Source organism: Rikenella microfusus DSM 15922, assembly GCF_000427365.1.
Classification (GTDB): domain Bacteria; phylum Bacteroidota; class Bacteroidia; order Bacteroidales; family Rikenellaceae; genus Rikenella; species Rikenella microfusus.
The window spans coordinates 1,650,792-1,667,393 of the sequence record NZ_KE386488.1 but is presented as its reverse complement, the minus strand read 5'-3'; the positions used below and the strand labels follow the sequence as shown (position 1 = coordinate 1,667,393).

Sequence of the window (16,602 nt, the reverse complement as noted above, 5' to 3'; positions counted from 1 at the left end):
AAGCGACAGTGCAACACGGGTAGTAATAAAAATGACACTATTTCTTAAAAAACTCCCGCGGGTCCGTTACCTTACCCGTCACCGCAGCCGCGGCAGCCACCAGCGGCGACGCCAGCAACGTCCTCGCCCCCGGCCCCTGGCGGCCCTCGAAATTACGGTTCGACGTCGAAACCGCATACTTGCCCGCCGGCACCTTGTCCGCATTCATCGCCAGACACGCCGAGCAACCCGGCTGACGCAACTCGAACCCCGCCTCATGCAAAATATCCAGCAACCCCTCCTCGCGCACCAGCCGCTCCACGATATGCGACCCCGGCACCAGCCAGGCCACCACGTTATCCGCCTTTTTATGCCCCTTCACCGCCTGGGCGAAAAGACGAAAATCCTCGATCCGGCCATTCGTGCAACTCCCCAGGAACACATAATCCACCGGTTTGCCGATCATCCGCTCGCCCGCCTTGAAATCCATATACTCCAACGCCTTCACATCGCTCTCCGAAGCCGGCTGCGGAATCGTCCCCGTAATCGGCAGCCCCATCCCCGGATTCGTACCGTAAGTGATCATCGGCTGAATGTCCGCCGCATCGAAACGGTACTCCTTGTCGAATACCGCATCCGGGTCGCTGTACAGCGTTTTCCAATAGGCCAGCGTCTTGTCCCACGCTTCGCCCTTCGGAGCATGTTCCCGTCCCCGGACATACTCGAACGTCGTTTCGTCCGGCGCCACGATACCGCCGCGCGCGCCGCACTCGATACTCATGTTGCAGAGCGTCATGCGCCCCTCCATCGACAACGAACGGATCGCCGAACCCGCGAACTCGATGAAATGGCCCGTACCGCCCGCCGCCGTGATCTGAGAAATGATATAGAGCGCGACATCCTTGGCCGTCACCCCTTCGCCGAGCTTGCCCTCGACCGTGATGCGCATCTTTTTCGGTTTCGGCTGCATGATGCACTGCGAGGCGAACACCATCTCGACCTCCGAAGTCCCGATACCGAACGCCACCGCACCGAACGCCCCGTGCGTAGAGGTATGGCTGTCGCCGCACACGATCGTCATCCCCGGCTGCGTAAAGCCGTATTCCGGCCCGATGATATGCACGATCCCGTTCCGGGGATTGTTCAGGCCGAAATAATTGGCAATGCCGAACTCCTTGCAATTTTTGTCCAGTTGGTCGAGTTGGGTTTTCGATTCGCCGGGTTCGAGCGGTTTGTCCTGGTCGAGCGTCGGTGTGTTGTGGTCGGCCGTCGCCGTGGTCTGATCCGGCCGGAAAATCCCGATTCCCCGTTTACGCAGTCCCCCGAAAGCGACCGGCGAGGTCACCTCGTGTATGTAATGACGGTCGATATAAAGCACCGACCGGCCTCCGTCCAACTGGCGCACCACATGGGCGTCCCAGACCTTGTCGAAAAGTGTTTGTGGCATCAGTATTATGTATCGTTTGAAATTTTAAAGATAGTAAAAAACGGAAAATCCCGCGGTAACGCAGGCCGCAAGCGGCTCAGGCCTGAAACTCCGCGGCGCCTGTTTCGCCCCCGGCCGGGGGCGAAAGCACCCTATGCCAGCGCCTTGTTCACCCCGTCGATATAGGCTTCGACGGCGGCCAGCGTAATGTCCGAATTGATGGCGAACCCGTGTACCGACACCTTCCCATAGACAAGCTGCATATGCACCCGTCCCAGATCGTTCGACCCTTTGGTCATCGCCTGAATCAGAAACTCCTGGAGCGTGATCTTGTCCTTGATGATCGTCCGGATCGCATTGATCGAGGCGTCGATCGGGCCGTTGCCGGTAGCGGTGGCCGTCACTTCGCTGCCGCCGATCTGCACCCGCACGGTGGCCGTCGGTACCAGCGTGCCGGAAAGCACCTGCAAATAGGTAAGCTGGATATGGCGGTCTTTCTTTTCTTTGGCGCCGACCAGCGCAAGCAGGTCTTCGTCCTGGATGTTCTTATTGTTGTCCGCCAGCACGAGGAACTTCTCATACGCTTTGGCCAGGGAGTCGCCTTCGAGCAAGTACCCGAGCTGTTCCAGCCGGTGTTTGAGCGCCGCCCGGCCGCTGCGGGCAGTCAGCACGATCGCGTTGTCCGACAGCCCGACATCTTCCGGGTTCATGATCTCGTAGCTTTCGCGGTTTTTCAGCACACCGTCCTGGTGGATGCCCGACGAGTGGGCGAACGCGTTGCGTCCCACCACCGCCTTATTGGCCTGCACCGGCATGTTCATCAGGCTCGACACCAGCCGGCTCGTCGAAGTCAGCCGCTTGGTATCGATATCCGTGTCGATGCCCAGTTCTTTATGGCACCGCAGGGCCATGACGACCTCTTCCAGCGCCGTATTCCCCGCGCGTTCGCCGATCCCGTTGATGGTACACTCCACCTGCCGAGCGCCGGCCACGATCCCGGCCAGCGAATTGGCCGTCGCCATACCCAGGTCGTTGTGGCAATGCGTCGAAAGAACCGCCCGGTGCACGCCGTCCACATGCTCCATCAGATAAGCGATCTTGGCCGCATATTCCGCCGGCAGGCAGTAACCGGTCGTATCCGGTATATTGACCACGGTCGCCCCGGCCTTGATGACCGCCTCGACGACCCGCGCCAGGTATTCGTTGTCCGAACGTCCGGCATCTTCGGCATAGAATTCGACATCCTCCACGAACCGTTTGGCATACTTGACAGCAGCCACGGCCCTCTGGAGCACCTCTTCGCGCGTGGAATTGAACTTATACCGAATATGTTCGTCGGAAGTCCCGATACCGGTATGGATACGACCGCGTTTGGCATATTTCAGCGCATCGGCAGCCACTTCGATATCCTTTTCCACGGCGCGTGTCAGGGCGCAGACGGTCGGCTGTGTCACCGCTTTCGAAATTTCGCGTACCGAATTGAAATCGCCGGGGCTGGAAACCGGAAAACCGGCCTCGATCACATCGACGCCCAGCAATTCGAGCTGGCGGGCCACTTCGATTTTTTCCACCGTATTGAGCTGGCAGCCGGGAACCTGTTCGCCGTCGCGCAGTGTCGTGTCGAAGATATACAGTTTATCTGCCATATGATTTTTCGATTTTTAAGCACGTAAAAGTACGCTGCGGAAATTCCTCCGCATCGCAGGTTCAAATCGATTCTACGACGACAAACCCGATTTTAACCCACATTAATCATTGAATACAAAATAGATAAACAATAAAAACACACCGAAATCTAACCCAGAATCCGATGTCTGGAGATTCCCCACTGCACCGCCCCGCGCACAAACAGGTAGCTCAGGAAGGCGATCCACAATCCGGCGTTGCCCAGCGCCGGCCCGGCCAGGAAATAAACGCCGAAAAAGACTGCCGTCGCGACGAACATCGCGTTACGCATGATCCACGTGGCCGTGATCCCGACCACGATGCCGTCCAGGATAAACGCCAGAAAACTGCACGCGGGCACCAGTACGGCCCACACCGCATATTCCCGCGCGGCATCCAGAATGGTCGCACTGGAGGTGAACAGGCCCAGAATCCGTTCCCCGGCCGCGGCGTAAACGAGCGTAAAGAACAACATCACGGCCGTCCCCCAAAGCAGCAGCCCCCGCACCGCACGGCGGAGCATGGGCCGGTTGCCGGCTCCGTAATATCTCCCGGCCAATGCCTCGCCGGCATAGGCGAAACCGTCCATCATGTAGGAGAACAGGGTAAACAGCTCCAGCATCAGGGTATTGACGGCCAGCAGGGTATCGCCCATCTTCGTGGAGGCGACGGTAAACGAGGTGAAAACGGCTACCAGACAGAGCGTACGCAGGAATATATCGCTATTGACTTTGAAAAAACGCCGCATGACGCTCCAGGACAGCAACCCGCTCTGCCGGAAGGTTTCCCAGCTGAAAAAGCGGCCGTAATATCTGCGGATGACGAGCAGCGCCATCGCCACTCCGCTCCACTGGGCGATCACGGTGCCGAGCGCGACGCCTTCGATCCCCATGCCGAACAACCGGACGGCAGCGAGGCTGCACGCTATATTGACGATATTGATACCGATGGAGATCCACATGGGCGTCCGGGAGTTCTGCATGCCGATGAACCATCCGGTGAAAGCATAGAGCGAGAGGGTGGCGGGAGCGGCCCAAATACGGACGAGGAAATAACGGCTGGCAGCATTCTCGACGGCTTCGCTGCCGTCCATCACGCTCATCGCGGCCCGCACGACGAAGGTTTGCAGCGCCCATATCGCCAAGGCGACGGCAACGGCGACGCCCAATGCCCGCACCAGCACTTTGGCGGCTTCGCGCAACGCACGGGCGCCGTAGGCCTGGGCGGCGAATCCGCTGGTCCCCATCCGCAAAAAACTGAAGTTCCAGTACAGAAAATTGAAAATGGTCCCGCCGACGGCTATCCCTCCGATCAGGGCGTCGTCGCCTAACCGCCCGACTATGGCCAAATCGACCATACCGAGCAGGGGAACGGTAATGTTCGATATAATATTGGGTATCGCTAACGACAGTATCCTCCGATTCACTATTTTCTAATATTCGTTCGATTGTTTGTACTGTTTAGGTTTGAGGTGACTGTTCTCTTTGTGAACAAAGAGAACCAGAAAAACTTTTTGAGATGCTTCGCATCTCCTGAGCCTGACGGATGACTTATCCTTTGACCATTTGTTTTGTAAGAACAGGGGGCATTCATGCAAATACAGGGAACAGCCCCCTGTTCTTACAAAACAAAAAACATAGTGCAAAGGGGCATCGACAAACTATGGAACCGCAAACCTGCTCGAAAGTTTCTTTGGTTCTTTCTTTTCAAAGAAAGAACAGTGGACTCTACCCTCTACGTACGGATAATCGAACGGTTATTCGGAATAATAGCGATCGAGGAGTTCGCGGGCTGCCGCGAACGAACTGATTTTATCCTCCAGTACCCGTTTTTCGTACTCCGCCAACAGCGGCTCGATCCGCGGCGACTTATAGAAATTATCGCGCAACTCCGAATCGATCGTTTCATACATCCAATACTTCGCCTGTCGGCTTCGATTCCGGTCGAAATACCCATTCGTCTTCGTAAACTTCAGGTAATCCTCGATTCCGCGCCACAACTCCGTCAGCCCCGTACCCTTCGTCGAAGACGTCGTATAGACCCTCGGTTTCCACTCCGACTCCGGCATCGGGAACAGCGCCAGCGCATTCAGGAACTGGCGTTTGGTCAATTCCGCACGCGGCACATTATCCCCGTCCGCCTTGTTGATCGCCACCATATCCGCCATCTCCATAATCCCCCGTTTGATTCCCTGCAACTCGTCCCCCGCTCCCGAAATCTGGATCAGCAGGAACAGATCGACCATCGAATGCACCGCCGTCTCCGACTGACCGACCCCCACCGTTTCGATAAAGATCACATCGAACCCCGCCGCTTCGCACAGAATCACGCTCTCCCGCGTCTTACGCGCCACCCCTCCCAACGAACCCGCCGACGGCGACGGGCGGATAAAAGCGTCCGGATTGTGCACCAGCGTCTCCATCCGCGTTTTGTCGCCCAGCACCGATCCCTTCGTCCGCTCCGAACTCGGGTCTATCGCCAATACCGCCAGCTTGTGCCCCAACCCCGTCACCTTACCCCCCATCGCCTCAATGAAAGTCGATTTCCCGGCCCCCGGCACCCCCGTGATACCGATCCGCACCGACCGGCCCGCATGAGGCAGGCATCGTTCGATAATCCGCTGGGCCAACTCATGATGCTCCGCGAGCAGACTTTCCGTCAGCGTGATCGCCTGGCTCAGCACCGTGATATTCCCCGCCAATATGCCCTCCACATACTCATCCGCCGAAAGCCGGCGGCGCTTCGCCCGTTTATAATGCGGGTTCACCACCGGCGGCCGTTCGACCCCGGCGGCCACCTCCAACGCGCTGTCCCTGAAAGTCTCTTTATGATGTTCTTCGTAATGTTCCACTTCGTATTCCCGGATTGGTTGTGAGGTAAAGATACAAAAAAGAGGGCTTTTCTCCGATAATCGGAAAAAAGCCCCTGGAAATATCCAAGAAACAGTCCGCCTACATCGGGTCGGCCATATTCTGGATCGGTTTGTGGTATTCGCCCGCTTCGAGCTTGCCGCGGCAGGCTTTGAAAGCGTTCAGCGTATATTCGACATCCTCCAGCGTATGCACCGCCGTGGGAATGATGCGCAGGATGATCTCCCCTTTCGGGATCACCGGATAGACCACCACCGAGCAGAACAGGTTGTGGTTCTCGCGCAAATCGACCACGATATTCGTGGCGTCCTCCACGCCCCCTTTCATATAAACCGGCGTTACGGGCGACTGGGTCACCCCGATATCGAACCCGGCCTCTACGAAACCTTTCTGGAGAGCGCGAACGATGGTCCAGAGCTTTTCACGATATTCGGGATGGGTCTGGATCAGTTCGAGGCGCTTCATGGCACCTTTCACCATCGGCATCGGCAACGACTTGGCATAGAGCTGCGACCGCATGTTATAACGCAGGAAATTCACGATATCCGGATCGGAAGCCACGAACGCGCCGATACCGGCGAACGATTTGGCAAAAGTTCCGAAATGGACGTCGATCCCCTCTTCCACCCCGAAATGTTCGGGCGTGCCGGCCCCCGTCCTGCCCATCGTTCCCAGCCCGTGGGCGTCGTCCACCAGGATGCGGAAATCGAAATCCTTTTTCATGGCCACGATCTCGTCCAGCTTGCCCAAGTCGCCTTTCATCCCGAATACCCCTTCGGTAATGAGCAGCACGCCGCCGCCCTGTTTTTCGGCGAGTCTGGAAGCGCGTTCGAGCATCGTACGGCATTTGGCCATGTCGTTGTGGTGGTAAACGAACCGTTTGCCGCCCTTGGCCTTGTGGATCAGCAAGCCGTCGATGATGCAGGCGTGAGCCTCCGAATCATAGACGATCACGTCGCGGGCCGTGGCCAGGCAGTCGATGATCGACACCATCCCCTGGTACCCGAAATTGAGCAGGAACGCGTCCGGTTTGTGAACGAAAGCCGCCAGCCGGCGTTCCAGCTCTTCGTGGTATTTGGTCTGGCCGCTCATCATGCGGGCGCCCATCGGGGCCGCCATACCGAACTCGCGGGCCGCCTCGGCGTCCGCCGCCATCACTTCCGGATGGTTCGCCAGACCGAGGTAGTTGTTCAGGCTCCAGTTCAGCATCATCTTGCCGCGGAACAACATCCGCGGGCCGATCGGGCCTTCGAGTTTCGGGAAAGAATAGTAGCCGTGGCTCAGCTTCTGATACTGGCCGATCGGACCGCCTGCATCCTTTTTGATTCGTTCGAAAATATCCACAATATGGTAATTTTGATGATTTGACGGAAAATTTTGGGGCAAAGGTAGGCTTTTTTCCGTTCCGCTGTCCGTCTCCCGGATAAGTATAAAATCGTATTTTACCGATCCCGGAGCGGAGGAATTTTCTCAAGTATTTCATTTAAAGAATAGCGGCAATACCCCTTTTAAACTTGTGCTTTTCCAAGATTTTCGGCCTTCGATCTCCCGGCGCGCGTCCCCCTGCGCGCCCTGCTGTCTCACCCGCGGGCGAGACAGCCATCCGGAATACCGAAACAAACCGGATGAGGAGACTTTCGGAAAATAATGCAAAAAGCTTGTTTTGTCGTTTAAAGTTTTATATTGCAAGCAAACCCAGGGTTGATTCACATTGTTTTAAAACGTAGAAACCATGAAACGCTCGAACAAATTCCAGTTAGGCGGCGTTTTCGTCCTGTTGATCGGCGGCGGCGCTTACCTGAACTACCTCAAGGCGCAGCCCCGGGAGCAGCTTTCAGACCTCACTCTCGCCAATCTCGAAGCAATGGCGTTGCCTCCTGATTTTATAGATATCGACGGAGATATCTATACGGGAGACATGACCGGACGAGATGACTGCGAGACATATCGCAACGCCTCTTGTGGGATGCTGACCGTAACTCCGGGTCAAAACTACATGGAGTACGTTCAGGGAGCACGTCACAAGTAAACCATCACCTCGCATCACGGAGCACACATCAGTGTGCTCCGATTTTCTAATCTCCAACCTATTGTACAATGCGCCATATCTCTCTTCTTTTCGTACTCATTTCGATTGTACTAAGCACGACCGCATGTCAATCCACAAAGGAAGCCGCATTCGGACCGGAAATCCGGATTGCACACACCCTCCGTAATCCAAATATATTCGCCCAATTACCCGAAGCCTTTTTCAGACTGGATTCTGTATTAGTTGTCATTTCTCCCCGTATCGGAGACGGTTTCGGCAGATTGCTATCGACCAGAACCTATCAGGAGATCGGACACTTCGGCGTGGTCGGCAAAGGCCCTACAGAAGTAGTATGGGCATCCGCATTCCCGTATACGAACGGAGGCCCGGACAGTTCGTTTATGGCCTATGATTTAGCGTCGAGGAGCGTGATCACCTACACATTGCAAAAGCAAGGGGATTCACTGACCATGCGAGGACACAATAAACGACGCGTTGATCAAGGTGATGTGCCGACACAAAACAATCTGAATATTTGTTTATTGAACAAAGACACCTATATGGGGGCCTGTTTTCATCAGCAGGATAGTATATTCTCCCTGATCGACAGCACCCTAAATCAGGTCGGATATTTCGGAACCTCTCCTATACCGGAATCCATTTCCAACGCAGCGGAACGTCTCCAAGGCCTTTTAATGTCATCTTACGGCATTGCTGTTTACACGCCCCTGGATTTCCCATACATTGCATGCTATCATTTGGACACTCAGAAAAAACCGCAAAAATTATGGGAAGACACATTTTCAGAAATGGTCTACCGAATCGAAGGAGCACGATTGAATCGGGTACCTGAACGCATAAAAGGAGTGACCGAAGATACGAAAGTCGGGAAGAAACATATTTACGTATTGTGGTACGACGATACACAAAACGCATATTCCAATCGTCCCGACCCCATGGCCATCCCCGGAGCAGACGTGATTCTGATCTACGACCACGACGGCAATCGGATTGCACGACTGCGAACCGACATCGACTTATACAACATAGAGCTTTCGGAAGACGAACGCACTCTGTACGCCCTCACGGCACCGAACTGCGAATTGGTCACGTTCGAGCTGCCGGAAAAATATCCGGTCGAATGACGCCTCGCCTCCCCGGCGAAGCCCTCTTTTCCGTTCCCTGTCGGCAAAATAAAGAATCACCGGCCATAATGCTCATTCCCACGCCCTCGTCCCCTTCCGGACAAGGGCGTTTTTTCTATCGCGCCGCACAGCCTTTTCCGCTCCTTTCCGAAAAGTTTATTACCTTTGTAAATTGATACATATCCACACGACCACGACCCATTCTATGAGATACATACGGTTCACCGTCCTCATCGCAGCCCTGCTGGCGGCCGTCCCCGGAACGGTCTCCGGCAGAGGCTTGAACAAACTGCTCAAAAGTAAAAATACCGAAAACATCTACCAGGCGGCGCTGGACTACTACCGGAACAAGAAATTCCGCAATGCGGCGCTCTGCTTCGAGGCGGTGTACAACGACCTTTACAGTACCGACCGGGCCGACACGATCCTGTTCTACACCTCCAAAGCCTACTACAACCAAGGCATTTACGACGTGGCGGCCGACGGGTTCGACCAATACCGCAAAGCGTTCAGCCGCAGACCGTTCGCCGAAGAGGCCGAATACCTGCTGCCGATGTGCTGGTACCACCTTTCGCGACCGGCGGAACGCGACCAGACCGAAACCCGCAAAGCGATCACCACCTTCAACGAATACCTGAACCGCCACCCGGAAAGCATCAAGGCAGAAGACATCCGGCAGATACTCGAAGAGCTTCAGGCGAAACTCTACGAAAAAGAGTTCATCAACGCCTCCCTCTACTTCAAGCTGCAGCGCTACCCCGCTTCGGTGGCCGCCCTGCGCTATTCGCTGAAAGACACCCCCGAAACGCCTTACCGCGAAACGATGATGTACCTGATCTGCAAATCGTGGTACAACTACGCCAAGAACAGCATCCCCGCCCGCAAACTCGACCGTTACATGAAAATGGTCGATTCTTACTATAACTTCCGCAGCGAATTTCCCGAAAGCGAAGACTACCTGAAAGAACTCGACAAGATGTTCGCCGAAGCGCAGTCCTACGTGGACAACAACCAACAGGCGGCCGTCGATATCGAAAAAGACCGCATCGGCGCCGAAAGCCTCAAGGAGAGCATCAAGCAACAAAAAGCCAAACTGCGCACCATCAGCGACCAGATAGAACGCAACCAGGCCAAGATCAAACTCAAACAGGACGAAGCCGCCCTGAAAGCACAGCAGGCACGGATCAAATCCGAAGCCAGAAAACTGAAGAAAAGCGACAGCAAGAACCGCAAAAACGACGACCGGGCTTCGAACGAAAACGAAGCCCCTGTCCTGGAAGTAAAATAAAACAAGACAACGCCATACGACATGGAAATCAAAACCCAGAACGTCCCGACCAACACGGTCACCCGGACCCTGAGCGACCTGGACGCCGCCACGGGCAACATTTACGAAACGGTCAATGTCATCGCCAGACGGGCCAACCAGATCAACAGCGAGATCAAACAGGAACTGGCCGGCAAACTCTCCGAATTTTCGTTCGCCTCGGATAACCTCGAAGAGACCTTCGAAAACCGCGAGCAAATCGAGATATCCCGCCACTACGAACGCATGCCCAAACCGACCCTGATCGCCATCGAAGAGTACCTCGAAGGCGAAGTAGGCTTCCGCGAACGGAACCCGCAGGCGGCGGAAAAATAACCCCCGCATTTCCGACCGAACATCACCGCATGTCACTGCAAGGAAAACACATCCTGCTGGGAGTCACCGGAAGCATAGCCGCCTACAAAGCGGCTATGCTTATTAGGGCGCTGGTCAAAGAGGGGGCCGACGTCCGCGTCGTCATGACGCGGAGCGCCAGGGATTTCATCACCCCACTGACACTGGCCACACTGTGCAGACACCCGATCCTGATCGACAACTTCGACCCGACCGACGGCGCGTGGAACTCCCACATTTCGCTGGGCGAATGGGCCGACCACTACCTCATCGCGCCCGCCACGGCCAACACCCTGGCCAAGATGGCGCGGGGCATCGCCGACAACCTGCTGCTGTGCACCTGGCTCTCCGCCCGGTGCCCCGTCAGCGTCGCCCCGGCGATGGACCTGGACATGTACCGCCATCCGGCCACCCAGGATAACCTGCGTATCCTGCGCGACCGTTACGGCGCGGGCGTCATCGAACCGGAAGAAGGCGAACTGGCCAGCGGGCTGGTCGGCAAAGGAAGAATGGCCGAACCGGAGGCCATCGTCGCCTGCCTGCGCAGCCGTTTCGAACCGCACCGGGACGAACTGCCGCCGCTGGCCGGGAAAAAGCTGATCGTGACGGCCGGAGCCACCGTCGAACCGATCGACCCGGTGCGGTTCGTCAGCAACTACTCCACCGGCAAGATGGGATACGCCATCGCCGAAGCGCTGGCCTCGCGGGGAGCGGACGTCGTGCTGGTCAGCGGCATGGCCACCGCCGTGCTGTCCCGCCCCCGGCCCAACATCATGATCGAAAAGGCCCTCTCGGCCGCCGACATGTACGAAGCCTGCGCACGGCTGTTCCCCGCGGCGGACGGGGCGGTGTTCTGCGCGGCAGTGGCCGACTACACCCCCGCCCGACCGCTGGACGAAAAATACAAGCACGACCCGGACACCCCGTTCCTGCTCGAATTGAAACCCACCAAAGACATCGCGGCGGAAATGGGCCGCATCAAACGGCCGGGACAGATCACCGTGGGGTTCGCGCTGGAAACCTCCCCCGAAGCCGCCGCCTACGCGAGAGGCAAGTTAGAGGCCAAAAACCTGGACCTCATCGTATTGAACTCCCTGCGGGACCCCGGCGCCGGATTCGGGACCGACACCAACAAAGTGACCCTCATCGACCGCGACCCGGACAAACCCGAAACGCCGCTGCCGCTGAAATCCAAAACAGCCGTGGCGGAAGACATCGCGGAATGCATCTGCCGGAAATTCGGCAGGAAAGGCTAACCATTCCACCGCACAGCGCCGACAACCATGTTACGGGAACTGAAAATAGACAATTACGCCATCATCGGGCACCTCGACATCGCGTTCCACCCCGGACTGAACATCATCACGGGCGAAACGGGCGCCGGGAAATCCATCCTGCTGGGCGCGTTGTCCCTGCTGGGCGGATCGCGTGCCGACGCCTCGACGATCCGCGACGGAGCCGCCTCGTGCGCCGTCGAAGCGGTTTTCGACGTCCGCGGCTACCGGGACGAACTGCTGCCCATCTTCGAAGAGAACGATCTGGACTGGGCCGACGAAATCACCGTTCGGCGCACGGTCTCGGCAACCGGAAAAAGCCGGGCGTTCATCGACGACATCCCGGTCAATCTGGGCACCCTGCGGGCCGTGGCCGACCGGCTGGTCGATATCCATTCGCAGCACCAGACCCTGCTGCTGGCCGGCACGGACTTCCAGACCCATCTGGTGGACGCCGTCGCGGGACAGCTGCCGGCGGTGGCCGCCTATACGGCGGATTATAAAAAACTGAACGCCCTGAAAGCGGAACTGACCAAAACCGTACAGGCCGACGAAGCCGCCGCCAAGGAACGGGATTACCTGCAATACCAGCTGGAACAGTTACAGTCCCTGAAACTGCGCAGCGGCGAAATACGGGAACTCGAAGACGAACAAAACCTGCTGACCCACGCCGAAGAGATCGCCCAAGGGCTGGACTACTGCGCGAATCTGCTGACGGCGGACAACGGACCGCTGGAGGGCGGCATCGTCGCCGGCGTCAAAAGCATGGCCTCGGCCCTTTCCCGGCTGACGGAACAGTACCCGCCGGCGAAAGAGCTGGCAGAACGGCTCTCCGGCATCTATCCGGAACTCAAAGACCTGGCCGAAGAGTGCGAACGGCGGCGGGACGGGATAAACATCGACCCGGAACGGCTGGCGGCCGTTACCGGACGGCTGGACGACATCTATGCCCTCTGCCGCAAGCACCGCATAGACGAAACGAACGCCGAAGAAGAGCTGCTCCGCCTGCAAACCGAACTGGATGCCAGATTGCAGGGGTTCGACGCGGCCGAAACACGGATCGGCGAGCTGAAACGGCAAATCGGGGAGATGGAGGCAAAAGCCGCGAAACAGGCGGAACGGATCACGGCGGGACGCAGCGGGGCGGCTCCGAAGATCGCACGCCATGTCATGAAATCGCTGGGCGAACTGGGTATCCGAGGAGCCACCTTCGAAGTGAAAATCGCCCCGGCCGGAGGGCTGACCGCCACCGGAGCGGACTCCGTCGGAATGCTGTTCAGCGGCAATGCGGGAACGGTTCCACAACCGATCGAGAACGTAGCGTCGGGCGGCGAAATGTCGCGCGTGATGCTGGCGCTCAAGGAGCTGGCGGCCCGCAGCCTGCGGATGCCGACGATCGTGTTCGACGAAATCGACACGGGCGTATCGGGATCGGTGGCGGACCGCATGGGCGAAATCATCTCCGCCATGGGCGATTCGATGCAGGTGCTGAACATCACCCATCTGCCTCAGGTAGCCTCCAAAGGGGAGCATCATTACTATGTGTACAAAGACGCGGCCGACGGCGCGGGAACCCGTATCCGGGAGCTGACTCCGGAAGAACGGGTCGAGCATATCGCGGCGATGCTGAGCGGCAGCGCGGTGACCGATGCGGCCCGCACGCAAGCAGGGGAACTGCTGAAACGTTCTTGAAGATTCCTGATTATATAACCTGCTCGGCCTGATCTTCTCCATCGGCTCAGCGCCCGACAGCCGGAATCCGTCGGGGCGACGCAAACCGGCAAACAGCAATAAAAAGGGTGGCTTATTGAAATAGGTAAGTATATACGACTTTACCCAAATCGGGTAACGATCTCCCTAACTGGCCCTGCGGTGCCGCTCGGCACAGGGGATCGAGGCTTTTCTCTGCTTAAAGGGGCGGGCGCGGGCCGAAATATACTGAGAATTAAGCGGGCATATGGATATAGGGTCAAGTCGTATATACTTACCTTGAAATATATAATCGGATAAAGATCGAATACCATTCCGGCAGGCACACCTTTACCCGAAGTCGGGGGACGATCGTCCCCAACCGCCCGAACAAGGCGCCTCGAACCCGGACAGGAACCCGACGGAGCTACTCCGGCCGGGAAGCGGCACAACCTGCGAAACGACAGCGCTAACGCGCGACACGAAACCTTACGAACCAACCAAGAAACGCATGAAACGATACCCGATCCGAGCGGCGAAATACGCCGTTTACCTGATTATCCTTTTCTTTATCCTCTTCGCCCTGCTGCGGGCCTTCGGCAGCGCATCGCCGATGAGCGTGCTGTGGACCACCTCGCGCGGGTTGATGTTCCTCGGCGTGGTCGTTGTCTTCGCCCTGCTCTACCCCTTTTTCGGCTTTACCCGCAAACGGCTCACCTTCAATGCCGCCGAACGCGCCGACGACGTGGAACGCATCATGGCCATGTGCGGATTCAAACGGATCGGCTCCGAGAACCGCCCGGCCGACGACATGTTGTTCGAAGCCGCCTCGACTGCCAAGAAAGTAGCCATGATGTGGGAAGACCAGGTCCGAATCACTACCGACGCGGACGGCGTCTCCTTCATCGAAGGAAACCGCAAAGAGGTCGTGCGGGCCGCATTCCGCATGGGAACCTATATCGCATGAGACGAACGACACCCATAATCGTATTCCGGAGCATACTGCCCGCCGTCCTGCTGGCCGGCGGCCTGTGCCTTCCGGCCACGGACGCGGCGGCCAGAAAACGGCCGGCGGCCGGCAAAACCGCCGACAGCAGCGCCGTCGTGTCGCAGCGGCGGGACCTGGAAATCGGACGGTCGATGGAGACCTTTTTCAATATTTTCCGCGAAGTGAACCTCTACTACGTGGATACCACCTCGCCCGCGCAGATGGTGAAAGAGGCCGGAAACGCCATGCTGGAGGGTCTCGATCCCTACACCGAATACCTGCCCGCCGAAGAGATGGCCGATTTCGAGACCATGACCACCGGCAAATACGCCGGACTCGGGGCGTTGATCCGCAAATCCTCGGACGGGAAATGGATCGAGGTGGCGGAACCCTATCGCGGCACCCCTTCCGACAAAGCCGGCCTGCGGGCAGGCGACCGCATCCTGTCGGTGGACGGTACGGATATGAGCGGACGCGATGTCGCTTTCGCCAGCGACCGGATGAAAGGCAAAGCCGGGACCGTGGCCACGCTGGTGATCCGCCCCATCGCCGACACGACGACAACGAAAACAGTCGCCGTCAAACGCGAACGGATCTCCGTCCCGGCCGTACCCTACTACGGATGGGTCAAAGACTCCTCCGGCCGCGATTCGGTGGGATATATCCGCCTGAACAGCTTTACCGAAAATTGCGCGGCAGAGGTACGGGAAGCGCTGACCTCCCTGCAACGCCAGCGCGGCGACGCGCTCGCCGGATTGATCCTCGACCTGCGCGACAACACGGGCGGCATATTGGGCGAAGCGGTGAAAATCGCAGGCCTGTTCACCCCCCGCAACACGACCGTGGTGACCACCCGGGGACGCGTTCCGGAAATGAACTCGACCTACCGGACCATCGGGGAACCCATAGCCCCGAACGTACCGCTGGCCGTACTCATCAACAGCGCCTCGGCGTCGGCCAGCGAAATCGTAGCCGGGTCGTTGCAGGACCTGGACCGAGCCGTGATCATCGGCCAGCGAAGTTTCGGAAAGGGGCTGGTGCAATCGACCCGTCCGGTCGGCGAAAACGGTTACGTCAAGCTCACCACGGCCAAATATTACATTCCCAGCGGACGGTGCATCCAGGCGGTGGATTACAGCCACCGCAACGAAGACGGCAGCGTGGGCGCCGTGCCCGACTCGCTGATACGTCCGTTCCGCACGGCAGGGGGACGCACCGTTTATGACGGCGGAGGAATCGTGCCGGACGTGAAGACCGATGCGGAATATTTCAGTAAATTTACCGTCATCCTGCTGGGGTCGGGCTACATCGACGACTTCGCGAACCGTTACGCCGTCAGCCGCACTCCGGACAAAGGATTCGCGATCGACGACAGTACCTATGCGGATTTCTGCCGCATGATGGCCGATAAACCGATCGCGTTCGAATCGGGAACGGAACGGCTGCTCGCTCAATTGCGCCGGACGGCGGAACGGGAAAAATATTCGGAACGGATCAGCGGCGAACTGGACGCCATCGCCGAAAAGATCAAGGACGACAAGGAAGCCGAACTCCGGGCATTCGCCCCCGAAATACGGGAGGTGCTTGCCGACGCGGTCATCACGCGGTGGTACTACGATGCGGGACGGCTGGAATATATGCTCCGCAGGGACAAGACCGCGCGGCGGGCGGCGGACATCCTGCTGGACAAAAGCGAGTACACGCGTATCGTAACCACTCGGGATACGGACAAAAAATAGTTTTCAGACCGTCGGCAGACGGCCCGGAACATACCCTGCAATACCGTTCATACCTATCCGGGAATAAAGCACGCCAGGAAAATCATACGGTTAAATAATCGAGACATGCTTTGCGACCTAAAGGTTGCGCGGGCCGCA

At 57.7% G+C, this 16,602-nt stretch carries 13 protein-coding genes; 8 read left to right on the top strand and 5 right to left on the bottom strand.

Features of this window, described 5'->3' with window-relative positions; genetic code table 11:
• Positions 1–37: 37 nt before the first annotated feature.
• The 5 genes from leuC to RIKMI_RS0107970 all read right to left on the bottom strand — a co-directional run bounded on the left by leuC (position 38) and on the right by RIKMI_RS0107970 (position 7,287).
• Positions 38–1,426, bottom strand: coding sequence for a 3-isopropylmalate dehydratase large subunit (leuC, locus tag RIKMI_RS0107990; RefSeq protein WP_027291184.1), 1,389 nt, complete (start codon positions 1,424–1,426; stop codon positions 38–40).
• A 131-nt stretch (positions 1,427–1,557) separates the two neighbouring features.
• The gene (locus RIKMI_RS0107985; protein ID WP_027291183.1) at positions 1,558–3,051 is read right to left on the bottom strand and encodes a 2-isopropylmalate synthase; all 1,494 of its coding nucleotides are present in this window, start codon (positions 3,049–3,051) and stop codon (positions 1,558–1,560) included.
• A gap of 149 nt (positions 3,052–3,200) precedes the next feature.
• A complete protein-coding gene (locus RIKMI_RS0107980) occupies positions 3,201–4,496 on the bottom strand; it encodes an MATE family efflux transporter (protein ID WP_027291182.1) in 1,296 nt (431 codons plus the stop codon).
• Positions 4,497–4,826: 330 nt separating this feature from the next.
• Positions 4,827–5,921, bottom strand: a complete 1,095-nt coding sequence (gene meaB, locus RIKMI_RS0107975; RefSeq protein WP_027291181.1) for a methylmalonyl Co-A mutase-associated GTPase MeaB — start codon at positions 5,919–5,921, stop codon at positions 4,827–4,829.
• A gap of 100 nt (positions 5,922–6,021) precedes the next feature.
• Positions 6,022–7,287 carry an aminotransferase class I/II-fold pyridoxal phosphate-dependent enzyme gene (locus RIKMI_RS0107970; RefSeq protein WP_027291180.1) on the bottom strand — a complete coding sequence of 422 codons (1,266 nt, stop codon included), beginning with the start codon at positions 7,285–7,287 and terminating at the stop codon, positions 6,022–6,024.
• Between the two features lie 385 nt (positions 7,288–7,672).
• Between RIKMI_RS0107970 and RIKMI_RS0107965 the strand changes: the two genes are divergently transcribed.
• From RIKMI_RS0107965 to RIKMI_RS13460, 8 genes are all read left to right on the top strand, one after another.
• Entirely contained in the window at positions 7,673–7,969 is a 297-nt protein-coding gene (locus RIKMI_RS0107965; RefSeq protein WP_027291179.1) for a hypothetical protein, read from the top strand.
• Positions 7,970–8,037: 68 nt separating this feature from the next.
• On the top strand, positions 8,038–9,114 hold the full coding sequence (locus RIKMI_RS14870) for a hypothetical protein (protein ID WP_147288494.1): 1,077 nt from the start codon (positions 8,038–8,040) through the stop codon (positions 9,112–9,114).
• 205 nt (positions 9,115–9,319) lie between these two features.
• Positions 9,320–10,402: an outer membrane protein assembly factor BamD gene (locus tag RIKMI_RS13465; protein WP_115356447.1), complete on the top strand. Its 1,083-nt coding sequence runs from the start codon at positions 9,320–9,322 to the stop codon at positions 10,400–10,402.
• Positions 10,403–10,423: 21 nt separating this feature from the next.
• Entirely contained in the window at positions 10,424–10,756 is a 333-nt protein-coding gene (locus tag RIKMI_RS0107950) for a DNA-directed RNA polymerase subunit omega (protein WP_027291177.1), read from the top strand.
• Between the two features lie 29 nt (positions 10,757–10,785).
• Complete coding sequence (gene coaBC, locus RIKMI_RS0107945) at positions 10,786–12,030, top strand: bifunctional phosphopantothenoylcysteine decarboxylase/phosphopantothenate--cysteine ligase CoaBC (protein WP_027291176.1); 1,245 nt, start codon at positions 10,786–10,788, stop codon at positions 12,028–12,030.
• Between the two features lie 27 nt (positions 12,031–12,057).
• On the top strand, positions 12,058–13,740 hold the full coding sequence (recN, locus tag RIKMI_RS0107940) for a DNA repair protein RecN (RefSeq protein ID WP_027291175.1): 1,683 nt from the start codon (positions 12,058–12,060) through the stop codon (positions 13,738–13,740).
• 508 nt (positions 13,741–14,248) lie between these two features.
• Entirely contained in the window at positions 14,249–14,704 is a 456-nt protein-coding gene (locus RIKMI_RS0107935) for a hypothetical protein (protein WP_027291174.1), read from the top strand.
• Positions 14,701–16,464: a S41 family peptidase gene (locus RIKMI_RS13460; RefSeq protein ID WP_037291714.1), complete on the top strand. Its 1,764-nt coding sequence runs from the start codon at positions 14,701–14,703 to the stop codon at positions 16,462–16,464. The genes RIKMI_RS0107935 and RIKMI_RS13460 overlap by 4 nt, the downstream gene beginning before the upstream one ends.
• The last annotated feature ends 138 nt before the right edge of the window (positions 16,465–16,602 follow it).